This is a genomic window from Streptomyces sp. NPDC002835 (assembly GCF_053591995.1).
Genome location: NZ_JBSFUW010000034.1, coordinates 19,030 through 39,495 on the forward strand (window position 1 = coordinate 19,030; position 20,466 = coordinate 39,495).

A 20,466-nucleotide genomic window follows, 5' to 3' on the forward strand; every position below is an offset into this window, starting at 1 on the left:
CGGGGGCAGGGGCGGTCCGGGCGTACGGCGGTGAGGACGGCGGACAGGCCGCCACACGGAGTCGGGGACGGCCGCGACGTCGATCGTCCCGTCGTCGGCCCGCAGCGGGGTCTCTACGGGGCGCAGTCCGGCCGCGAGCACCACGGAGAAGATCACGTCGTCGTTGACCGGCGACATCAGCACCCGGTCGCGGGGCCGGCACCAGTGGCGCAGCGCGACGTAGAGCCCGAGACGGCGCGACGGCACGTACAGGCGCTCTCTGCCCAGACGCCGTCGCATCAGCTCTTCGAGCGGTGCGTGCGCCTGTGGGCAGCCTCCCCAAGAGCCATGTGCTTCCCCCCACTTGCCCCGGGTCAGTGTGGACTGATCAGGACTGACCCGTCATAACGCGGAAGGGCCCATTCCTTGACGGAACGGGCCCTTGGAGGCCGGTGCGGCGGGCGCCTGAAGCGGGTTCCCCCGCTCACTCCTCGAGGGTGAGGCCCTTGCGGAGCCTGCTCAGGGTGCGGGACAGCAGCCGGGAGACGTGCATCTGCGAGATGCCCAGCTCCTCACCGATCTCGGACTGCGTCATATTGGCGACGAAACGGAGGGAGAGGATCTTGCGGTCCCGCGGCGGGAGGCTCGCGATCATCGGCCTGAGGGACTCGACGTACTCGATGCCCTCCAGTCCGTGGTCCTCGTAGCCGATGCGGTGGGCGAGGGCGCCCTCGGAGTCGTCCTCCTCGGGCTGGGCGTCCAGCGAGCTCGCGGTGTACGCGTTGCTCGCCGCCATGCCCTCGACGACCTCGTCCCTGCCGATGTCGAGGCGCTGGGCGAGCTCGTCCACGGTGGGCGCGCGGTCCAGCTTCTGGGAGAGCTCGTCACCGGCCTTGGCCAGGTCGAGCCGCAGCTCCTGGAGGCGGCGCGGGACCCGCACCGACCAGCTGGTGTCGCGGAAGAAGCGCTTGATCTCGCCGATGATCGTCGGCATCGCGAAGGTGGGGAACTCTACGCCCCGGGTGAGTTCGAAGCGGTCGATCGCCTTGATCAGGCCGATGGTGCCGACCTGGACGATGTCCTCCATCGGTTCACTGCGGGTGCGGAACCGGGAGGCGGCGAACTTGACGAGCGCGAGATTCAGTTCGACCAGAGTGTTGCGGACGTACGCGTACTCGTGGGTGCCCTCCTCGAGGGAGGCGAGGCGTGCGAAGAGCGTCTTGGACAGTTCTCGCGCGTCCACCGCTCCCACCTCTTCGAAAGGCGGGATCTCGGGCAGGCCGTCCAGGCCCTGCGGCTCCGCGGCCATCTCGTCGGTGGGGGTGGACAGTGTCGACGGCGCGTGGGGGTTGCCCGTGGCGTCGAGCCGGGGTGACATGGTCTCCTCCATCGTTCTCGGCATATGGCTGCCGATGCCCATACATGCTGCTGCGGTGAGCGGCGCCTCCAAAGCCGGTCGTGTTGGTTGTGTCCCTACTAGCCCTACCCGGTCGGCAGTGACGATCGCAAGTGGCATATCTGCAGGTTGTCCCTATTGTCGGCTAGTTCGGCTACCGAGAGGCGCAGGTAGGGCGTAGGGTTCGACGGACGTCAGCGCTGTCCGTCGACGGTGTCTGACGTGATGCAGGACACGGTGGACGACGCAGTGAACGACACGGCGAAAAGGGACGGCATGGACCGCGAGACGGTCGGCAGCGTGAATCGGGGCCGGCTTCAGGTCGACGTTCGGACCGAGGGGCGCAGCGAGATTGTGAAACCGGCGGGTGAGCTCGATCACCACACCGCCGACCTGCTGCGTGTGCCCTTGGAGGAGGCCATCGAGCAGGGAAGAGTACGCCTGGTCATCGACTGCTCACAGCTCGAGTTCTGTGATTCCACCGGGCTCAACGTGCTGCTCGGAGCCCGGCTGAAGGCCGAGGCCGGCGGCGGCGGGGTCCATCTGGCCGGAATGCTGCCGGTGGTGGCCAGGGTCTTCGAGATCACCGGGGCCGAGGCGGTCTTCACCGTGCACGACTCCCTCGAGGACGCGCTGGTCAACTGACCGACCGGTCCTGTGTTGCCTGTGTCACGCGGGCAGAGTGGACTACGTGGGTGTTGTCACGATTCGGTCGGGCAGGAGAACCCCGCAGAGCGTTGAACGCCCAGCACTCTGCGTACAGCAACTGCTACTTGAGCCATGGCGATCTCGTGAATCGGTGAATCGGTGAATCGGTGAGGTGAAGCGCTGATGAGCACCACCCGGCAGCAGCAGCCGGGCGACCTCGGCCCCGAGCCGGGTGGCGCCGGCGCGGCACCGGCCGTACCCGCCCCGGAGTCCCCGGGGGTCGCCGGCGGTGCCGTGCGCAGGCTTGCCCTGGGTGCGGCGAGCGGCATCGTCCCGCTCGCCCGCGACTTCACGCGGCAGGCACTCCACGACTGGGGATGGCTGCCCGCCGCGACCGCCGACCGGAGGGCTGCCGCGGAGGACGTGCTCCTCGTCGTCTCCGAGCTGGTCACCAACGCCTGCCTGCACGCGGAGGGGCCCGAGGAGCTGCGCGTCGGCTGCGACGGCAAGATGCTGCGCCTCGAGGTCGTCGACCGCGGCACCGGCCAGCCGTCGCCGCGCACCCCGCACCGGGCCGGACGGCCCGGCGGGCACGGGATGTTCATCGTCCAGCGGCTCTGTATGGACTGGGGCGTCATGAGGACTCCGGGGTCGCCGGGCAAGACCGTGTGGGCGGAGCTTGCCGCGCCCGCGTGAGGGCTTCCCGGATCTCCGGTGGAGCACGTCGATACGGCGTGCTCTTTGTCTTCCCTCCCCACGGGCTCCGGCGTACCTTGGCGGCCGATCTGATGTGTCGTCAGTTACCGTGCGGCCGAGGGGACCCGACGTGTTGCACCGGAAACGAACAGCTCTCGCGCTGGCAGCGGCGGTGTGCCCGGTGGTGCTGCTGGCCGCCCCCGCCGCACAGGCCGCCGTCGTCGACGTGGATTACCAGTGCGAGACGCCGATCGGCCCGAAGGGCGCGGTCTCGCCGATCGACATCAAGGCCGTGCAGAGCGGCAGCGCGTACAAGATCACGATGTCCTTCCGCAAGGGCGTCTCCTCCAGCCCGGTCGAACTGGGCAAGGGCGCCATGAAGCCGAGCGCGGTCATCGAGCTCGGCGGCGCGGAGACCGGGCAGATCCGGGTCTCGGGCCCGCCCAACGCGGCCGCCGTGCCCGCCGAGACGCCGATCCGGATCAGCGATCTCTCCGGTACGTATAAGCCGGCCAAGAGCGGCAAGGTCACCTTCACGGCGGGCGTGCTGACGATCAAGGCGCTCGGCACGACCACGACGTGTACGCCGAAGAACAGTCCCGGGCCCTCCCTCGAACTGGACGTCACCGCGGCGGGCGGCGCGGCGGGCTCCTCGCCCCCCTCTGAGCTCCCCAAGACCGGGCCACTGGACTCGGCGATGGCGCTCGGCACACTGGGCGGAACGGTTCTGCTGGCGGGTGCGGCCGGTGTCCTGTGGCTGACCCGGCGCGGCGGCGCACACGGCCGGGCCGCGGGCTGACCCGTGCGGGCCGCCGTCGCGCTCGTACTCGCCCTGGCCGCGCCGCCGCCCACGGCCGGCTGGGAGCCGGGGCGTGAGTACGTGTATCTCGAAGGCGGCCCCGGCGCGGTCCTCGAGGACCGGTTCTCCGTCGTCAACCCGGGCCCGCGGCGGCTCACCGTGGACCTGCGGGCCTCCCGCGCCCCGACGCCGTGGATCGCCCTCGCGGCGGGCAGGGTGACGATCCCGGCCCGCACCCGGGCGGAGGTCCCCTTCACGGTGACCGTCCCCGCGGACACACCGCCCGGCGAACAGACGGCGACGATCACGGCGTCCGCCGGCGGCCGGTCGGAGCCGATCCGCATCCATCTGCGGGTGAGCGGCCCGAAGGTCCCGGCCCTCACGGTCGAGGACGTGTCGTACTCCGGCGGGTCCGTCCACTACACGCTCGTCAACCGCGGAAACACGCCCCTGTCGCCGCGCGTGGCCCTCCACAGCGACGGGTTCCTCACCGGCCCCGCCGCCCGGCCGCCCCGCGAGCCCGGCCCCCTGCCGCCGGCGAGCCGGGTCTCGCTCTCCGAGCGGTGGGACGCCCCGGCGCTGGACGCCGTCGACCTCCGGGTGCGGGCCACGGCGGCGGGCGGGGTGCGCGCGGAGTCGGCGATCTCGCGGACCTTCGTCCCCTGGCCGGTCCTGCTTCCGGTGCTCGGGCTTCTGCTGCTGCCCGTACCTCTGTGGCTGCGCCGCCGCGCCAAGAGAGCAGGAGGCTGACGATGCTTCACGTTCTCCCTGGACCTGTACGTGTACGCCGGGGCGTGAGCGCCGCCGTCGCCGCCCTGCTCCTGCTCGCCGCCACCGCGCCCGCCGTCGCAGCCCCGCCCCCACCCGAGGTGCGGCTCTCCGCGCCCCAGGCCGGCCAGGGCGGCGACCTCACCGTCAGCGGCGCCCACTGGCGGCCCGGCACCCTCCTCATGATGCTGATCTGCGGCCGGGCCACCCCCGGCCAGGGCGTGATCGGCGGCACCAACTCCTGCGCCAACGGGGACGGCCGCGCCGTCACCACCGACGCGGAGGGCTCGTTCAGCAAGAAGATCCCGGTCGCGGAGCCGCCCGTGCCGTGCCCGTGCGTGGTGCACGTCGCCACCGTCACGGGCGAACAGCAGGTCGTGGACGCCGAGTTCGTCGTGGCCGGGCACCCCACCGCCCCGCTGCCCGAGCAGACCGGCGGCGGCAGGCTCGCCGTGCTCAGCACGACCCGGCTCGAGGGCGAATCGGGACTCCTCGTCTTCTTCGGCGCCCCGCCGGCCCGGACCTTCGAGTTCACCGTCGGCAACCTCGGCACCGGCCCCGTACGCGACCCGGTGTTCCAGATCGGCACGGCACACGGCGTGTTCGCCCCGCAGTGGGAGGAGCAGCAGTGGCGCGGCACGATCAAGCCGGGCGAGAAGGCCCGGATCGAGCTGCCGGTGCAGCTCGCGGCCGGGGCGCACGGCGACTACTCGATCTCCGTGAAGTACGGCGGGAAGGTCCTCGCGGAGCAGCCGTGGGGCGTGCCCGTGCCGTGGGGCGTGACGATCTTCTGGGTCCTGCTCGCGCTCGTCGTGCCGGCCGCCGTGTTCCGTATCGGCATGGCCGTCGTCGACAAGGTCCGCCCGCCGCGGCCGCGCCACGCCCGTACCGCGCCCGCGCCCGTACCGGATCGGGCGCCACCGCCCGGGACGGCACCGCAAGTCCCTGACTCCGCACCGTCAGAGAACCGACCCACGACGAAGGGACATTCGTGAGTACGCAACGGAGGATGAGCGCGGCCGGGGTCGCGCTGATGCTCGGCGGCGCGGGGATACTGCTGGCCGCGAGCCCCGCGCAGGCCGCCGAGGTCTCGTACGCGACGGAGTGCATCCCGCCGCCCATCTCCGGCCTGCCGCCCGTGCAGGGCACCACCAAGGTGCGGATCGACGCGCCCGCGGAGGCGAAGGTGGGGGACGAGGTGGAGGTGGTGTGGCAGACCGTCCAGGCCGCGTCCAGGAACCCGGACGTCCTGGACCTGCAGAAGGACACGGTCAAGCCGACCGGCACGATCGCCCTGGGCGGCGCGGCGAGCGGCGAGCTGAAAATGGAGGGCCCGCGCCAGAACCCGCCGATCCCGAAGAACAGCCCCATGATCCTGCCGGACATGAAGGCCACGCTGAAGTTGGAGAAGGCGGGCGAGGTGACGCTGACACCGGGCGCGTACGCCATCAACGTCTCGAAGCCGATCTCGACGGACACCAAGTGCGCGCCGAAGGAGACGGTCCAGGTCGGCGCGACGATCAAGGTGACGGAAGGCGGCGGCGGTACGACCTCGGGCGGCACGACGACGTCCGGCGGCACCAGCTCCTCCGGCGGCACCAGCTCCTCCGGTGGCACCAGCTCCTCCGGCGGCACCGGCTCGTCGGGCGGCACGGCCTCCGGCGGGTCCGCCTCCGGCGGTGGCGAACCGACCCCCACCGACCCCGCGCCCAGCGACCCCGCCCCCTCGGACCCTGGTCCGAGCGACTTCAAGGGCAAGGAGGTCGAGGTCGCGTACGCCTGCAAGACCCCCATCGGCGACAAGAACGCCGTCTCCCCGGTCCGTATCGACGCCAGGAAGAACGGCGGGAACTACGACCTGACCGTGAAGTTCTCCAAGTCCGTGATGGACAGCCCCGCCGACATCCCGGCCGACTCGGTGAAGCCCTCCATGGAGGTCGAACTGGGCGGCGCCGACAAGGGCTTCGTCCATGTGGAGGGCCCCACCAACAAGGAACCCATCAAGTCCGGCGACCCCATCGAGATCCCGGACCTCACGGGCACGTACAAGCCGGGCGCCACCGGCAGGGCGACGCTCAGCCCGGGCGTCCTCACGGTCGAGGCGCTCGGCACCACCACGACCTGCACTCCGCCGGCCGATGTCCCGGTCTCCCTGGAGCTCGACACGTCGGCCCAGCCGGGCGGCGCGGCGGGCGGCACGAGCACCGGCGGCGGCACGTCCACGTCGGGCGGCACCTCGGGCGGTGCGGGCGGCAGTTCCGGCGGCGGCCTCGCCGAGACCGGCGCGGCGGACACCGGCGCCCTGCGCGCCCTCGCCCTCGTCGCCGGCACGGTGATCCTGCTCGGCGGCGCGGTGTTCACCTTCACCCCGTGGCAGCGGCTGCACAGTACGCGCTGACGCGCCGGGAAACAGGTCCGGCCCGGCACGCGTGGGGCGTGCCGGGCCGGACCGGTGAGCGGCGTATCAGTACCGCACGGGCTGCTACTTCACGTCGCCCATGAGGGCGCGGATACGGCGGCCCGCCGTCATGAACGTGAGTCCCGCCGCGACGGCGACGACCGCCCACAGCGAGTAGTACATGGCGTCGCCCAGCGGCTTGTTGAGCTTCGTGGTCCAGCCGTTCAGGGCGTTGCCCGTCGCCGTGGCCAGGAACCACAGACCCATGATCTGGCCGACGAACTGCTTCGGTGCCAGCTTGGTCGACAGGGAGAGGCCGACCGGGGACAGGCACATCTCGCCGATGGTCTGGACGAGGTAGACGCTCAGCAGCCAGAAGACGGTGACCTTGCCGGTGTCGCTGTTGGCGGCCGCGGCACCCGCCAGGCCCATGATCCCGAAGGAGCCGCCGATGAGCAGCATCGCGAGGGCGAACTTCATCGGGGTGCTGGGCTCGCGGTTGCGCTGCGCGAGCTTGACCCACAGCGTGGCGAAGACGGGGGCCAGCACGATGACCATGGCCGGGTTGACCGACTGGTACCACGACGCCGGGAACTCCCAGCCGCCGATCATGCGGTCGGTCTTGCCGTCCGCGAACAGGGTGAGCAGCGAGCCGGACTGGTCGTAGATCATCCAGAACAGCACGGCCGTGGCGAAGAACCAGACGAACGCCTGGATCTTCGGCCGGTCCTGCGCGGTCAGCGCCGGGTTGCGGAACATCGCCACGAAGTAGATGACCGGAACGGCGATTCCGAGCAGGGCGAGCACGTTCACGATGTGCTCGATGTCGTACGTGCCGATCACGATGTCGGCCAGCAGAGCGGCCACGGCGATCCCGGTCCACAGCAGGACCTTGCGCAGGACCGCGCGCTTCTCCTCGGGCGTGGCCGGGGTGCCGGGCTGCTTGCCGATGTCGCCGAGGTGGCGGCCGCCCAGCACGTACTGCACGACGGCGAGGGTCATGCCGACACCGGCGACGGCGAAGCCGAGGTGCCAGTTGACGTTCTCGCCGAGGTAGCCGACGACCAGCGGGGCGGCCATGCCGCCGATGTTGATCGCCATGTAGAAGAGCGTGAAACCGGCGTCGCGGCGGGCGCTGGACTGGCCCTCGTAGAGGCCGCCGACCATGGCCGAGATGTTCGGCTTCAGCAGACCCGTGCCGACGGCGATGAGCGCGAGGCCGGCGAAGAACGCCGCGTCCGAGGGGATCGCCAGGGTGTAGTGGCCCAGGGCGATGACGATGCCGCCGACGAGCACCGCCTTGCGCGCGCCCCAGAGCCGGTCGGCGATCCAGCCGCCGGGCATGGCGGCCATGTAGACGACGGCGTTGTAGACGCCGTAGATGGAGGCTGCGAGGGCCTCACGGCCGGCCAGTGGTCCGTCGAGGACACCCGCGACCAGATAGAGGACCAGGATGCCGCGCATCCCGTACCAGGAGAAGCGTTCCCACATCTCCGTCATGAACAGCGTGGCCATACCGCGGGGGTGGCCGAAGAAGGTCTTGTCGCTGCCAGGGGTACTGGCGGAGTCCTTCGTCAGGCTGGACGCCATGGTCGATCCTTGCTTGTTCGGGACGCGGCGCTTCGTGAGCGGCACGCGCCCGGTGGGGGGAGGCCGGCACCGGCGGCGGTCCACCCCCACGCCTTTCAGGGGCTCCTCCGCGGATTCGGAGGCTGGGAACGGTCCGCACCGGGATCCACGCCCCGGAAGCCGAATCGCACCCGGAGCCCGGCCAACAGGTCATTGACTGCGTCGGGCCGGGCTCGAAACGGCTCAGACGGTATCGGGCCCCGGCCTCGGCACAGCAAAGAGACCCCTGGTGCGCAAGGCAGCCAAAGGTCCCCGGTCGTACTACGGGCGTCTCGCCACCATACGACATGACACTGCGGGACACTGCCGCATATGACGGGACTTGAGAGGTGGATCACAGGTAAATATGGAACCGCTTGCCCTGAATCGAAGGTGTCAACCAGGATCGCACCCCATAGGCACAGGTCCTCATGATCCAGCCACGGGGCGGGGTCCCGCGGACTACCATCAGCCCATGACCCGTGTACTGCTCGCCGAGGACGACGCGTCCATCTCGGAACCGCTGGCCCGCGCCCTGCGCCGGGAGGGATACGAGGTCGAGGTGCGCGAGGACGGCCCGGCCGCGCTCGACGCGGGGCTCGCGGGCGGGGTGGATCTCGTGGTGCTGGATCTCGGGCTGCCGGGCATGGACGGGCTGGAGGTCGCCCGACGGCTGCGCGCCGAGGGGTACTCGATCCCGATCCTGGTGCTCACCGCACGCGCCGACGAGGTGGACACCGTCGTGGGCCTCGACGCGGGCGCCGACGACTACGTCACCAAGCCGTTCCGTCTCGCCGAACTGCTCGCCCGGGTCCGGGCCCTGCTGCGGCGCGGCGCCGCGGAGCCGGTCCCGGCGCCCGCCACGCACGGAGTGCGGATCGACGTCGAGTCGCACCGCGCCTGGATGGGCGAGGAGGAACTCCAGCTGACGGCCAAGGAGTTCGACCTGCTGCGCGTCCTGGTCAGGGACGCCGGCCGGGTCGTCACCCGTGAACAGCTGATGCGCGAGGTCTGGGACACCACCTGGTGGTCGTCCACCAAGACCCTGGACATGCACATCTCCTGGCTGCGCAAGAAACTCGGCGACGACGCGGCGAACCCCCGCTACATCGCCACGGTGCGCGGTGTCGGTTTCCGCTTCGAGAAGTCCTGACCCGAGAAGTCCTGACCCGACACTGACCCCCGGGTCAACCCAGAATCCCCAGGCCCCCAGGAAGGCCGGGCACCATGCGCCGCCGTCTGATCACCTCCACGCTCGCCGTGGTGCTCGTCGTCATCGCCGTCTTCGGCGTGTCCCTGGTCCTGGTCGAGACGCGGACCATCACCAGCAGCGCCCAGGAGAGCGTGGACTCCGACGCGCTGCGCCTGGTGAGCATCGTCGAGAGCCGGCAGGTCGGCGGTGAGCCGGTCAATCCGGACATCCTCGCCGAGCAGAGCGACATCACCCGCTACGCCGAGGTCCGCGTCCCCGGCCGGGGCACCATCGAGATCGGCGAGCGGCCCACCGGCAGCGTCATCCGGGGCACGGCGGAGGGCGAGCGGGGCATCACGGTCACCGTGGAGGAGTCCCGCTCCTCCGTGAACCGCGAGGTCGGCCGGTCCCTGCTGATCATCGGCGCGGTGGCGCTGCTCGCCGTCGTCGCGGCCGTACTGCTCGCGGTGCGCCAGGCCCACCGGCTCGGTTCACCGCTCACCGACCTCGCGGAGACCGCGGAACGCCTCGGCTCCGGCGATCCGCGGCCCCGCCACCGCCGCTACGGCGTGCCGGAGCTGGACCGGGTCGCCGACGTGCTCGACGCCAGCGCCGAGCGGATCGCCCGGATGCTGACCGCGGAGCGCCGGCTCGCGGCGGACGCCTCGCACCAGCTCCGTACGCCGCTGACCGCGCTGTCGATGCGGCTGGAGGAGATCACGGTCACCGACGACCTGGAGACCGTGAAGGAGGAGGCGAGCATCGCCCTCACCCAGGTGGAGCGGCTCACGGACGTGGTCCAGCGGCTGCTGACGAACTCCCGCGACCCGCGCACCGGCTCGGCCGTCGCCTTCGACCTGGACGAGGTGGTCAAGCAGCAGCTCGAGGAGTGGCGCCCGGTCTGCCGCAGCGCCGGCCGGGCCATCGTCTGCTCGGGCCGGCAGGGTATGCGGGCCGTCGGCACGCCCGGTGCGGTGGCCCAGGTGCTCGCGGCGCTGATCGAGAACTCGCTGATGCACGGCGGCGGCACCATCGCCGTGCGCACCAGGGTCACCGGCAACCAGGCGGTGGTGGAGGTGACCGACGAGGGCCCCGGTGTGTCCAGCGATCTCGGGGCGCGGATCTTCGAGCGGACCATCAGCGGCCGCAACTCGACCGGCATCGGACTGGCGGTCGCCCGCGACCTGGCGGAGGCGGACGGCGGCCGGCTGGAGCTCCTCCAGCAGCACCCGCCGGTGTTCGCGCTCTTCCTGAGCCGGGTGGCGAAGAAGCGCAAGGACGAGAAGCCGCCGGTCAGATAGCCGGAAGTTGGCGCATGTCAGCGCCCGACGGGGTCCTTCACCGGTTCCGGTTCCGGTCGCCGCTGGCCGAGAAACGATTCCGCCTGCGGCGCGGACCCCCTCGGCGGCAGCGCGCGGAACACCCACGTGCGGTACGACCAGAACCGGAACAGCGTCGCGACGCCGATCCCGAGGAACTTGAAGATGTTGCTCTGCAGCGGGGTGTCCCAGCCGAAGCCGTACGTCGCCGTGTAGAGGACGCCGTTCTCGATCACCAGACCCGCGGTGCTGAACAGCAGGAAGAGCGACAGCTCGCGGGTGCGGCGGCTCTTGTCCCGGTCGCGGTAGGTGAAGTACCGGAAGCCCACGTAGTTGAACGCGATCGCGACGACCGTCGCGAGGACCGACGCCCGGACGACCGGGATGTCGGTGACCTGCCGCAGGAGATTGAAGACCGCGAGATTGACGAGCAGCCCCGCCCCGCCGACCGCGCCGAACTTCGCCGCTTCCCGGACGAGCTGGTGCAGCTGCCCGCGCAGCCCTCCGCCTCGTTCACCCATAGTGCGAGCCCAGCCTCATCAGATCGGCATCGTCGTATTCGCCATGCTAACCAGCGGCTCTCCGAGTCGCCCGGGAGCCGTGGGACCGATGTGACGCGCGGTACAACGGTTGTCGGAACATACGGAAGGAAGGGCCCGCCGGCTGGGCGGATACCCTAGGAGAGTGACATTCCCGGTAGTCGGCATGGTCGGCGGCGGTCAGCTCGCCCGCATGACCCATGAGGCGGGTATCCCCCTCGGCCTGAAGTTCAAGCTCCTCAGTGACACCCCTCAGGACTCCGCTGCCCAGGTGGTGAGCGATGTCGTCGTCGGCGACTATCGCGACCTGGACACGCTCGTCGAGTTCGCGCGCGGCTGTGACGTGATCACCTTCGACCACGAGCATGTGCCGTACGAGCACCTGCGCGCCCTGGAGGCCCAGGGCATCAAGGTCCGCCCGGGCCCCGATGCCCTGGTGCACGCCCAGAACAAGGGCGTGATGCGGGCCAAGCTCATGGAGATCGGCGCTCCCTGCCCGCGCCACCGGATCGTGGCCGACCCGGCCGACGTGACGGCGTTCGCGGAGGAGGGCGACGGCTTCCCCGTCATCCTGAAGACGGTGCAGGGCGGCTACGACGGCAAGGGCGTCTGGTTCGTCCGTACGGAAGAGGACGCCGCGGCCCCGTTCAAGGCGGGCGTCCCGGTCCTCGCCGAGGAGAAGGTCGACTTCCGCCGCGAGCTGGCGGCCAACATCGTCCGCTCCCCGCACGGCCAGGCCGTCGCCTACCCGGTGGTCGAGTCGCAGCAGGTCGACGGCGTCTGCGACACCGTGATCGCGCCCGCACCGGACCTTGCACCCGAGCTGGCGGGCCAGGCGCAGGAACTGGCGCTGCGCATCGCCAAGGAGCTCGGTGTCGTCGGCCATCTCGCCGTCGAGCTGTTCGAGACGGCCGACGGCCGCATCCTCGTCAACGAACTCGCGATGCGCCCCCACAACTCCGGTCACTGGACCCAGGACGGCGCGGTCACCTCGCAGTTCGCCAACCATGTCCGCGCCGTGCTCGACCTGCCGCTGGGCGATCCGCGCCCCCGCGCCAAGTGGACGGTCATGTGCAATGTGCTGGGCGGCGACTACCCGGACATGTATCCGGCCTACCTGCACTGCATGGCCCGGGACCCGCAGCTCAAGATCCATATGTATGGCAAGGACGTGAAGCCCGGCCGCAAGGTGGGGCACGTCAACACATACGGCGACGACCTGGCCGACGCGCTCGAACGTGCTCGCCACGCCGCCGGCTATCTGCGAGGAACGATCACCGAGTGAACAGCATGAGTCCCGTCGTGGGCATTGTCATGGGGTCCGACTCCGACTGGCCCGTCATGGAGGCGGCCGCGCAGGCGCTCGACGAGTTCGAGATCGCGTACGAGGTCGACGTCGTCTCCGCGCACCGGATGCCGCGCGAGATGATCGCGTACGGCGAGGAGGCCGCCGACCGCGGGCTCAAGGCGATCATCGCCGGCGCCGGGGGCGCGGCCCACCTGCCGGGCATGCTCGCCTCCGTCACGCCGCTGCCGGTCATCGGCGTCCCCGTCCCCCTGAAGTACCTCGACGGCATGGACTCCCTGCTGTCCATCGTGCAGATGCCCGCCGGCGTGCCCGTCGCCACCGTGTCAGTCGCCGGCGCGCGCAACGCGGGACTGCTGGCCGCCCGCATCCTCGCCACGCACGACACCGAACTGCTCGCCCGTATGAAGGACTTCCAGCGGGAGCTGAACGACCAGGCCACCGAGAAGGGCAAGCGGCTGCGCGCCAAGGTCGGCGGCGGGGACTCCTTCGGCTTCGGCAAGTAGAGCGCCGGGAAGTAACAGCCCATGGACACCCCCACCGATCTTCTCGAGCGGGCCCGCGAGCTGCTCGCCGCGCACCCCGTCGTCGACGGCCACAACGACCTCCCCTGGGCACTGCGGACGGGGTCTCCCCAGCCGGAGGCGAGGGGAAAGGCCCGCTACGACCTCGACCGCATGGACATCGCGGCCGACCAGCGGGGCCGGCTCCACACCGACATCCCGCGGCTGCGCAGCGGCGGGGTCGGCGCGCAGTTCTGGTCGGTGTACGTCCGCAGCGACATGGCGGGTGACACGGCGGTGAGCGCCACGCTGGAGCAGATCGACGTCGTCGACCAGCTCCTCGAGCGCTACCCCGCCGACCTGGTGCGCGCCCTGAGCGCCGAGGACATGGAGATCGCCCGCGACGAGGGCCGGATCGCCTCGCTCATGGGCGCCGAGGGCGGCCACTCGATCAACAACTCGCTCGCCACACTGCGCGCCCTGTACGCGCTGGGCGTGCGCTACATGACCCTCACGCACAACGACAACATCGCCTGGGCGGACTCCGCGACCGACGAGCCGGGTGTCGGCGGCCTCTCCGCCTTCGGCCACGAGGTCGTGCGCGAGATGAACCGCATCGGCATGCTCGTCGACCTGTCGCACGTCGCGGCGACGACGATGCGCCACGCGCTCGCCACCTCCGTCGCGCCGGTGATCTTCTCGCACTCCTCGTCGCGGGCCGTCTGCGACCACCCGCGCAACATCCCCGACGACGTGCTGGCCCTGCTGCCCGCCAACGGGGGCGTCGCGATGGTCACCTTCGTACCGAAGTTCGTCCTCCCCGCCGCCGTCGAGTGGACCCGCGCCGCCGACGAGAACCTCCGCGCCCACGGCCTGCACCACCTGGACACCACGGAGCGGGCGATGAAGATCCACGAGGCGTTCGAGGCGGCCCACCCGCGCCCGGTCGCCACCGCCGCCACGGTCGCCGACCACCTCGACCACATGCGCGAGGTCGCCGGCATCGACCACATCGGCATCGGCGGCGACTTCGACGGGACGGCCTTCACCCCGGCCGGCCTGGAGGACGTCGCGGGCTATCCGAACCTGATCGCGGAACTGCTCCACCGCGGCTGGTCCGACGCCGACCTGGCCAAACTGACCTGGCACAACGCGGTCCGAGTCCTGCGCGCCGCCGAGGACGTGGCCACCGACCTCCAGGCGGCCGGCCGCGGCCCGTCGAACGTGACGATCGAGGAACTCGACGCGCTCTGAGCTGCCCCGGGGCGCGGCCGTCGTCGCGGCCGCGCCCGGCCGCGTACTCCGAACGCACCATTCGCCGCGACCCCCCACTGCTCCCGTGCCACGGTCGGCGTAACGGCATTCGCCGGCGAACCCGGAGCAGCACATGGCAGATCTGCACGACGCCTCGTCCCTCAGCACCGTCGAACTGGACGACCTCGACGGAGATCTCGACGCACTCGCGGCCGCGGCGGCCGCGCCTCCCGATCCGGACTCCCCGGCGCCGGGGGGAGTGGAGGCAGTGGAGGCACCGCCGGGGCCGTCGGCGCCCGAGGCCGCCGATCCGCTCACCCGCGCCCGGCGGCTGCTGCGCGGCCACCCCCTGATCGACGGCTACAGCGGTCTCGCACCCGTGCTGCGCAGCATGCACTGGTACGACCTCGAAGCCGGCGAGAGCCTGCTGGAGACCGATGTCCCGCGGCTGCGGCGTGGCGGGATCGGCGCGCAGTTCTGGTCCCTGCGGGAACCGGCCGAGAGCGACGACGCCTCCTTCCTCGGCGCGACGCTGGAACTGATCGACCTGGTACGGGCCACCGTGGCCGAATGCCCCGAAGGGCTGCGGCTCGCGCTCAGCGCCGACGACGTCGTGGACAGCCGCAACTGCGGGCGGATCTCCGTACTCCTCGGCCCGATGGGGGGCACGGCGCTCGGCGACTCGCTCGCCGCGCTGCGCGCCATGTACACGCTCGGCGTCCGCAGCGTGGCCCTCGCCGGCACCCGCTGGACGCAGAGCGGCGGTCTGACGCCCTTCGGCCACGAGATGGTCCGCGAGATGAACCGGCTCGGCGTCCTCGTGGACCTCTCGGGCTGCTCGTTCGACACCGTGCGCCGCACGCTCTCCGTCGCCAGGGCCCCGGTGCTTTTCTCGCACCAGGCGGAGCCCCTGCCGGACGACGTACTGCGCGCTCTGCGTGCCAACGACGGCGTCTGCATGGTGATGGCCACCGCCGGGACGCTCCCCGAGACCGCCGACCTGCTCGACCGCGTGCGCGAGATCGCCGGGCCCGAGTCCGTCGCCCTCAGCGGCGCGTACGACACGGGCCTGGCGCACGCGGCCGGCCTCCAGGACATCTCCTGTGTGCCGAGGCTGATCGCGGAGCTGCTCGAACGGGGCTGGTCCGAGACCGAGGTCACCGGCCTGACCTGGTCGAACGTGGCCCGGGTGCTGCGCGGCACCGAGTTCGCCGCCCGCGCCGCGCAGCCGCGCCGGGCGCCCTCACGGGCGGCCATCGGCGCGCTGGACCTCTGACGGCCCTGGCGGGCTCTAGCAGGCGCAGAGGCAGAACGGATGCCCCGCCGGGTCGGCGTAGACGCGGAAGGACCGCTTGCGGTCCTCCGCCTCCAGCACGGTGGCGCCCAGCGCCAGCACGTTGGCCTCCGCGGCGTCCAGGTCCTCGACGGTCACGTCCAGATGGATCTGCTGCGACCGGTCGCCCGACGGCCAGCTCGGCGGTACGAACCCGGGCGCCGCCTGGAACGCGAGGGCCGCGCCCTCGGACCCCTTGAGGTCCACCCAGCCGCCCTCCCCGTAATCCTCGACCTCCTCGATCGTTCCGCCGACGAGTTCGGCGTAGAAGCGGGCGAGGGCCACGGGGTCGGGGCAGTCCAGTACGACGGCGCCGATTTTGCCGATGCTCATGGTTCCTCCTCGGTAGTTACCGGCAACTGCTCCCAACCGGTAACGCGGTTACCGCATGCTCCCGTATTACAGGTAACGTCGCAACCATGAATGACCGGCCGCCCGCACCCGGGGGTCTCGCGCTGATCGAGGCGCTGGTGAACACGCTGGACATCGAGACCGGCGCGGACGGCCTCGACACGCCGGAGGCCCGCGAGCGCTTCACCCTCACCCCGCCCGACCTCCCGGCGGCGCGCGACCTCCGGGAGGCACTCCGCGCGGCCTGCCTCGCCCACGCCGGCCACGGCACGGCGACCGCCCTCGACACGCTCCTGGCCGACGCACCCCTGCGCGTGGCGATCGCCCCCGACGGCTCGGCCGCGGTCCGCGCCCTCGGCCCCGCGACGCTCCTCTCCCGCGTCGCGGAAGCCATCGCCACGGCGACGGCCGACGGCACATGGGCCCGCCTCAAGGCGTGCGAGGCCGAGGACTGCCACTGGGCCTACTACGACCGCAGCCCGGGCGGCCGCAGCCGCTGGTGCTCCATGTCCGTCTGCGGCGCCCGCACCAAAATGCGCACCTACCGCGCCCGCCGCACGCCATAACCGCGGCGGCCGCCCCGCGGGCGGCCGGCCCCCCAGCCCCGGCAGGGTTTCGGGAACGGGCGGGGTGGGGGGAAGCTACGCCCGCGGGCGGCCCATCGCGCGGTACGTCCAGCCCGCCTCGCGCCACGCCACCGGGTCCAGCGCGTTGCGGCCGTCCAGGATGATCGCCGAGGCCACCGCCTCCTTCAGCTCCGCCGGGTCCAGCTCGCGGAACTCGCGCCACTCCGTCAGGTGCAGCACCACGTCCGCGCCCTGTACCGCCTCGAGCGCCGTGTCCGCGTAGCCCAGCGTGGGGAACAGGCGGCGCGCGTTGTCCATGCCCTTGGGGTCGTAGACCGTCACCTGGCCGCCCTGGAGGTGGATCTGACCGGCGACGTTCAGCGCGGGCGAGTCGCGGACGTCGTCCGAGTCCGGCTTGAACGTCGCGCCGAGCACGGCGACCCGCTTGCCCAGGAACGACGTGCCGCCCACCGCTTCCCGCGCCAGTTCCACCATGTGCCCGCGGCGGCGCATGTTGATCGAGTCGACCTCGCGGAGGAAGGTGAGCGCCTGGTCCGCGCCCAGCTCGCCCGCGCGTGCCATGAACGCGCGGATGTCCTTCGGCAGGCAGCCGCCGCCGAAGCCGACCCCGGCCCGCAGGAACTTCTTGCCGATCCGCTCGTCATGCCCGATGGCCTCCGCGAGCTTCACGACGTCGCCGCCGGCGGCCTCGCACACCTCGGCCATCGCGTTGATGAAGGAGATCTTCGTCGCGAGGAACGAGTTCGCCGCCGTCTTCACCAGCTCCGCCGTCGGGAAGTCGGTCACCACGAACGGCGACCCTTCGCCGAGCGGCGTCGCGTACACCTCACGCAGCAGTTTCTCCGCGCGCTCGCTCCGCACGCCCACCACGATCCGGTCCGGGTGCAGCGTGTCGTCGACGGCGAAGCCCTCGCGCAGGAACTCCGGGTTCCAGGCCAGCTCCACGTCCTGCCCGGCCGGGGCCTTCTCCGCGAGCAGCCGGGCGAGCCGCTCGGCGGAGCCGACCGGCACGGTCGACTTGCCGACGACGAGCGCCGGGCGCTTCAGGTGCGGGGCGAGCGAGGCGAAGGCGGCGTCGACGTAGCTCATGTCGCACGCGTACTCGCCATGCTTCTGCGGAGTGTTCACGCACATGAAGTGGACGTCGCCGAACTCCCCCGCCTCCTCGTAGGAGGTGGTGAAACGCAGCCGCCCGCTGGAGCCCTCGATCCCGGCCACGTGCAGCCGCATCAGCTCCTCCAGGCCCGGCTCGTACATGGGGACCTTGCCGGCCGCGAGCAACTCGATCTTCTCCGGGACCACGTCCAGCCCCAGGACGTCGAAGCCCAGCTCCGCCATGGCCGCGGCGTGCGTGGCGCCGAGGTAGCCGGTGCCGATCACGGTGATCTTGAGGGCCATGGGGTGCTCCAGTGGTGACGCGGGAGAGGTGCGCGCCCGAGCATATCCGGGCGGCTGCGGGGGAGGTTCCGCATGAGGTGGAGCCGCTGTCGCCAAGGTCACGTATGCCTTGTGCGGAGCGGGCGTCTAAAATTGAAATACTTAACGGTAGTTAACATTCTGGGGAGTGAGAGACGTTGGCGGGAACCGCTGATTTCGACCTGTACCGCCCGGCCGAGGAGCACGACATGCTCCGGGAGACCGTCCGCTCTCTCGCCGAGGCGAAGATCGCGCCGTTCGCCGCCGCGGTGGACGAGGAGGCCCGCTTCCCGCAGGAGGCGCTTGACGCACTGGTCTCCTCCGACCTGCACGCGGTGCACGTGCCGGAGACGTACGGCGGTGCCGGCGCCGACGCGCTCGCCACGGTCATCGTGATCGAGGAGGTGGCCCGGGTCTGCGCCTCGTCCTCCCTCATTCCGGCCGTGAACAAGCTGGGCTCGCTGCCGGTGATCCTCTCCGGCTCCGAGGAGCTGAAGAAGAAGTACCTGGGGCCGCTCGCCAAGGGCGACGGGATGTTCTCGTACTGCCTGTCCGAGCCCGACGCGGGCTCCGACGCGGCGGGCATGAAGACGAAGGCCGTCCGTGACGGCGACTTCTACGTCCTGAACGGCGTGAAGCGCTGGATCACCAACGCCGGCGTCTCCGAGTACTACACGGTGATGGCCGTCACCGACCCGTCGAAGCGTTCCAAGGGCATCAGCGCCTTCGTCGTCGAGAAGGGCGACGAGGGTGTCTCCTTCGGCGCTCCGGAGAAGAAGCTCGGCATCAAGGGCTCTCCGACCCGCGAGGTCTACCTGGACAACGTCCGCATCCCCGCCGACCGCATGATCGGCGAGGAGGGCACCGGCTTCGCCACCGCGATGAAGACGCTGGACCACACCCGCATCACCATCGCCGCCCAGGCCCTCGGCATCGCGCAGGGCGCCCTCGACTACGCCAAGGGGTACGTCAAGGAGCGCAAGCAGTTCGGCAAGCCGATCGCGGAATTCCAGGGCGTCCAGTTCATGCTCGCGGACATGGCCATGAAGATCGAGGCCGCCCGCCAGCTCACGTACGCGGCCGCGGCCAAGTCGGAGCGCGGCGACGCCGACCTCACCTTCCAGGGCGCGGCCGCCAAGTGCTTCGCCTCGGACGTCGCGATGGAGGTCACCACGGACGCCGTCCAGCTGCTCGGCGGCTACGGCTACACCCGCGACTACCCGGTGGAGCGCATGATGCGCGACGCCAAGATCACCCAGATCTACGAGGGCACCAACCAGGTCCAGCGGATCGTGATGGCCCGCAACCTGCCGTAGCGGGATCGCGCAGGTCAACCTCCCCTGTCCGGCCGGACAGGGCGACTGGCTCGGACGGCCCCCGGCAGCACGCCGGGGGCCGTTGTCATGGCCCCGGTCCGGTCGAACTGGCGGGAAGTCCGGGCCCGGTGCTCGGGTGCGGCGGCGCCGCCGCGCGCGGCGACGGCCCCCGACCGCGCCGCTCAGGCGTGCAGGGTGGGCCGGTAGATGAGTTCTTGGGTGTGGCCGTCGAGCGTCCGGCTCTCGATCAGTTCGAGGTCGAAGTCGGCCGCGCCCTGGAAGGCCGGGTCCAGTCCGGTCCGGCCGGTGATCACAGGGAAGATCGTGAGCTGGACGCGATCGACCAGGCCGGCGGCCATCAGCGCCCGGTTCATCGACAGGCTGCCGTGCGAGCGCAACGGCAGGTCGGACTCCTTCTTGAGCCGGGCGACGACGTCGACGGCGTCGCCGTTGACGAGGGTCGCGTCCGGCCAGTCCAGGGGGCCTTCGAGTGTCGTCGACACGACCGTGGTCGGCATGTTCCTCATCCGGGTGTTCACCGGGTCGCTGACCCGGGCGGCCTCGGTGCTCGGGCCCAGCACCTCCACGAACTGCCGAAAGGTGTTGGCCCCCAGGACCATGCGCTGCTCCTCGCCGTACAGGGCGAGACGCCGGTCGAGAAACTCGGGGCCCTGCTTGCCCCAGTAGCCGCCCCAGTCACCGTCGTCGTTGTAGGAGCCGAAGCCGTCGAGGCTGCAGAAGACATCGAAGGTGTAGGTCGCGGTCATGACGCTCTCCTCGAGTGTGGCCGGTCGGGTACGCGCATTCAGACCGGAGCCCACAGTGAAACTCATCGCCGTCGGACCTGCCCGCAACCTGCCGTAGCGGGCCCCTGCGCCGACGACGAACGCCCCTGCCGATCCTGGCACGGTCGTGCACACGTCACTCGGCCAGCTGTACGGGTGGGCGCAGGCATGATCGAACGGTTTGTGCTGACGGTGGCTCACGCCCGGTCCTCCGAGCGCGCCCGCCTGTGCTTTCGCACCGCAATTCGCCGGAATCTCTGACGAGTTGACCGG

General features: G+C 71.1%; 20 protein-coding genes and 1 pseudogene. 14 read left to right on the forward strand and 7 right to left on the reverse strand.

The features are described from left to right. Positions 1-2: 2 nt before the first annotated feature. A pseudogene (locus ACWD01_RS28685) lies at positions 3-279 on the reverse strand (DegT/DnrJ/EryC1/StrS family aminotransferase); the annotation flags it as partial. A gap of 184 nt (positions 280-463) precedes the next feature. Next, positions 464-1,369, reverse strand: coding sequence for an RNA polymerase sigma factor SigF (locus ACWD01_RS28690; protein WP_451165693.1), 906 nt, complete (start codon positions 1,367-1,369; stop codon positions 464-466). A 282-nt stretch (positions 1,370-1,651) separates the two neighbouring features. On the opposite strand from ACWD01_RS28690, the gene ACWD01_RS28695 reads away from it, so the two are divergent. From ACWD01_RS28695 to ACWD01_RS28720, 6 genes are all read left to right on the forward strand, one after another. Next, complete coding sequence (locus ACWD01_RS28695; RefSeq protein WP_451165790.1) at positions 1,652-2,020, forward strand: STAS domain-containing protein; 369 nt, start codon at positions 1,652-1,654, stop codon at positions 2,018-2,020. Between the two features lie 186 nt (positions 2,021-2,206). Beyond that, positions 2,207-2,719: an ATP-binding protein gene (locus ACWD01_RS28700; protein WP_451165694.1), complete on the forward strand. Its 513-nt coding sequence runs from the start codon at positions 2,207-2,209 to the stop codon at positions 2,717-2,719. A gap of 130 nt (positions 2,720-2,849) precedes the next feature. Beyond that, the gene (locus ACWD01_RS28705) at positions 2,850-3,518 is read left to right on the forward strand and encodes a peptidase (protein WP_451165695.1); all 669 of its coding nucleotides are present in this window, start codon (positions 2,850-2,852) and stop codon (positions 3,516-3,518) included. A 3-nt stretch (positions 3,519-3,521) separates the two neighbouring features. Further along, positions 3,522-4,268, forward strand: a complete 747-nt coding sequence (locus ACWD01_RS28710) for a COG1470 family protein (RefSeq protein WP_451165696.1) — start codon at positions 3,522-3,524, stop codon at positions 4,266-4,268. A 2-nt stretch (positions 4,269-4,270) separates the two neighbouring features. Then, positions 4,271-5,281 carry a hypothetical protein gene (locus ACWD01_RS28715; RefSeq protein ID WP_451165697.1) on the forward strand — a complete coding sequence of 337 codons (1,011 nt, stop codon included), beginning with the start codon at positions 4,271-4,273 and terminating at the stop codon, positions 5,279-5,281. Between the two features lie 14 nt (positions 5,282-5,295). Beyond that, positions 5,296-6,684 (forward strand): hypothetical protein, encoded by a 1,389-nt coding sequence (locus ACWD01_RS28720; RefSeq protein WP_451165698.1) that lies wholly within the window; start codon positions 5,296-5,298, stop codon positions 6,682-6,684. Between the two features lie 84 nt (positions 6,685-6,768). Here the strand turns inward: ACWD01_RS28720 and ACWD01_RS28725 are convergent, their stop codons facing one another. Further along, positions 6,769-8,274 (reverse strand): peptide MFS transporter, encoded by a 1,506-nt coding sequence (locus ACWD01_RS28725; RefSeq protein ID WP_451165699.1) that lies wholly within the window; start codon positions 8,272-8,274, stop codon positions 6,769-6,771. A 493-nt stretch (positions 8,275-8,767) separates the two neighbouring features. Between ACWD01_RS28725 and ACWD01_RS28730 the strand changes: the two genes are divergently transcribed. Next, a complete protein-coding gene (locus ACWD01_RS28730; protein ID WP_451165700.1) occupies positions 8,768-9,445 on the forward strand; it encodes a response regulator transcription factor in 678 nt (225 codons plus the stop codon). A 74-nt stretch (positions 9,446-9,519) separates the two neighbouring features. Continuing rightward, the gene (locus ACWD01_RS28735) at positions 9,520-10,785 is read left to right on the forward strand and encodes an ATP-binding protein (RefSeq protein WP_451165701.1); all 1,266 of its coding nucleotides are present in this window, start codon (positions 9,520-9,522) and stop codon (positions 10,783-10,785) included. Between the two features lie 17 nt (positions 10,786-10,802). Here the strand turns inward: ACWD01_RS28735 and ACWD01_RS28740 are convergent, their stop codons facing one another. Then, positions 10,803-11,324 carry a GtrA family protein gene (locus tag ACWD01_RS28740; RefSeq protein WP_451165702.1) on the reverse strand — a complete coding sequence of 174 codons (522 nt, stop codon included), beginning with the start codon at positions 11,322-11,324 and terminating at the stop codon, positions 10,803-10,805. A 109-nt stretch (positions 11,325-11,433) separates the two neighbouring features. On the opposite strand from ACWD01_RS28740, the gene ACWD01_RS28745 reads away from it, so the two are divergent. The 4 genes from ACWD01_RS28745 (at position 11,434) to ACWD01_RS28760 (ending at position 15,681) form a co-directional block, all read left to right on the forward strand. After that, positions 11,434-12,627: a 5-(carboxyamino)imidazole ribonucleotide synthase gene (locus ACWD01_RS28745; protein WP_451165703.1), complete on the forward strand. Its 1,194-nt coding sequence runs from the start codon at positions 11,434-11,436 to the stop codon at positions 12,625-12,627. A gap of 5 nt (positions 12,628-12,632) precedes the next feature. Continuing rightward, the gene (purE, locus tag ACWD01_RS28750; protein WP_451165791.1) at positions 12,633-13,154 is read left to right on the forward strand and encodes a 5-(carboxyamino)imidazole ribonucleotide mutase; all 522 of its coding nucleotides are present in this window, start codon (positions 12,633-12,635) and stop codon (positions 13,152-13,154) included. Between the two features lie 21 nt (positions 13,155-13,175). Further along, positions 13,176-14,405 (forward strand): dipeptidase, encoded by a 1,230-nt coding sequence (locus ACWD01_RS28755; RefSeq protein ID WP_451165704.1) that lies wholly within the window; start codon positions 13,176-13,178, stop codon positions 14,403-14,405. Positions 14,406-14,538: 133 nt separating this feature from the next. Then, positions 14,539-15,681 carry a membrane dipeptidase gene (locus ACWD01_RS28760; protein WP_451165705.1) on the forward strand — a complete coding sequence of 381 codons (1,143 nt, stop codon included), beginning with the start codon at positions 14,539-14,541 and terminating at the stop codon, positions 15,679-15,681. 15 nt (positions 15,682-15,696) lie between these two features. Here the strand turns inward: ACWD01_RS28760 and ACWD01_RS28765 are convergent, their stop codons facing one another. Continuing rightward, positions 15,697-16,071 (reverse strand): VOC family protein, encoded by a 375-nt coding sequence (locus tag ACWD01_RS28765; RefSeq protein ID WP_451165706.1) that lies wholly within the window; start codon positions 16,069-16,071, stop codon positions 15,697-15,699. An 86-nt stretch (positions 16,072-16,157) separates the two neighbouring features. Here ACWD01_RS28765 and ACWD01_RS28770 point away from each other — a divergent pair, with 86 nt between their 5' ends. Next, a complete protein-coding gene (locus tag ACWD01_RS28770) occupies positions 16,158-16,655 on the forward strand; it encodes a CGNR zinc finger domain-containing protein (RefSeq protein WP_451165708.1) in 498 nt (165 codons plus the stop codon). A 75-nt stretch (positions 16,656-16,730) separates the two neighbouring features. Here ACWD01_RS28770 and ACWD01_RS28775 read toward each other — a convergent pair whose 3' ends face one another. Further along, positions 16,731-18,074 carry a UDP-glucose dehydrogenase family protein gene (locus ACWD01_RS28775; protein ID WP_451165709.1) on the reverse strand — a complete coding sequence of 448 codons (1,344 nt, stop codon included), beginning with the start codon at positions 18,072-18,074 and terminating at the stop codon, positions 16,731-16,733. A 176-nt stretch (positions 18,075-18,250) separates the two neighbouring features. Here ACWD01_RS28775 and ACWD01_RS28780 point away from each other — a divergent pair, with 176 nt between their 5' ends. Next, the gene (locus ACWD01_RS28780) at positions 18,251-19,408 is read left to right on the forward strand and encodes an acyl-CoA dehydrogenase (protein ID WP_451165711.1); all 1,158 of its coding nucleotides are present in this window, start codon (positions 18,251-18,253) and stop codon (positions 19,406-19,408) included. A 182-nt stretch (positions 19,409-19,590) separates the two neighbouring features. On the opposite strand, the gene ACWD01_RS28785 is transcribed toward ACWD01_RS28780, so the two are convergent. Beyond that, positions 19,591-20,175, reverse strand: a complete 585-nt coding sequence (locus ACWD01_RS28785; protein ID WP_451165712.1) for a dihydrofolate reductase family protein — start codon at positions 20,173-20,175, stop codon at positions 19,591-19,593. Between the last annotated feature and the right edge of the window lie 291 nt (positions 20,176-20,466).

Coding starts and splice junctions, on each gene's coding strand:
- ACWD01_RS28755 (WP_451165704.1), top strand. CDS start 13,176: ATGGACACCCCCACCGATCTTCTCGAGCGGGCCCGCGAGCTGCTCGCC.
- ACWD01_RS28785 (WP_451165712.1), bottom strand. CDS start 20,175: ATGACCGCGACCTACACCTTCGATGTCTTCTGCAGCCTCGACGGCTTC.
- ACWD01_RS28730 (WP_451165700.1), top strand. CDS start 8,768: ATGACCCGTGTACTGCTCGCCGAGGACGACGCGTCCATCTCGGAACCG.
- ACWD01_RS28690 (WP_451165693.1), bottom strand. CDS start 1,369: ATGGAGGAGACCATGTCACCCCGGCTCGACGCCACGGGCAACCCCCAC.
- ACWD01_RS28770 (WP_451165708.1), top strand. CDS start 16,158: ATGAATGACCGGCCGCCCGCACCCGGGGGTCTCGCGCTGATCGAGGCG.
- ACWD01_RS28765 (WP_451165706.1), bottom strand. CDS start 16,071: ATGAGCATCGGCAAAATCGGCGCCGTCGTACTGGACTGCCCCGACCCC.
- ACWD01_RS28725 (WP_451165699.1), bottom strand. CDS start 8,274: ATGGCGTCCAGCCTGACGAAGGACTCCGCCAGTACCCCTGGCAGCGAC.
- ACWD01_RS28715 (WP_451165697.1), top strand. CDS start 4,271: ATGCTTCACGTTCTCCCTGGACCTGTACGTGTACGCCGGGGCGTGAGC.
- ACWD01_RS28695 (WP_451165790.1), top strand. CDS start 1,652: ATGGACCGCGAGACGGTCGGCAGCGTGAATCGGGGCCGGCTTCAGGTC.
- ACWD01_RS28700 (WP_451165694.1), top strand. CDS start 2,207: ATGAGCACCACCCGGCAGCAGCAGCCGGGCGACCTCGGCCCCGAGCCG.
- ACWD01_RS28735 (WP_451165701.1), top strand. CDS start 9,520: ATGCGCCGCCGTCTGATCACCTCCACGCTCGCCGTGGTGCTCGTCGTC.
- purE (WP_451165791.1), top strand. CDS start 12,633: ATGAGTCCCGTCGTGGGCATTGTCATGGGGTCCGACTCCGACTGGCCC.
- ACWD01_RS28740 (WP_451165702.1), bottom strand. CDS start 11,324: ATGGGTGAACGAGGCGGAGGGCTGCGCGGGCAGCTGCACCAGCTCGTC.
- ACWD01_RS28775 (WP_451165709.1), bottom strand. CDS start 18,074: ATGGCCCTCAAGATCACCGTGATCGGCACCGGCTACCTCGGCGCCACG.
- ACWD01_RS28720 (WP_451165698.1), top strand. CDS start 5,296: ATGAGCGCGGCCGGGGTCGCGCTGATGCTCGGCGGCGCGGGGATACTG.
- ACWD01_RS28760 (WP_451165705.1), top strand. CDS start 14,539: ATGGCAGATCTGCACGACGCCTCGTCCCTCAGCACCGTCGAACTGGAC.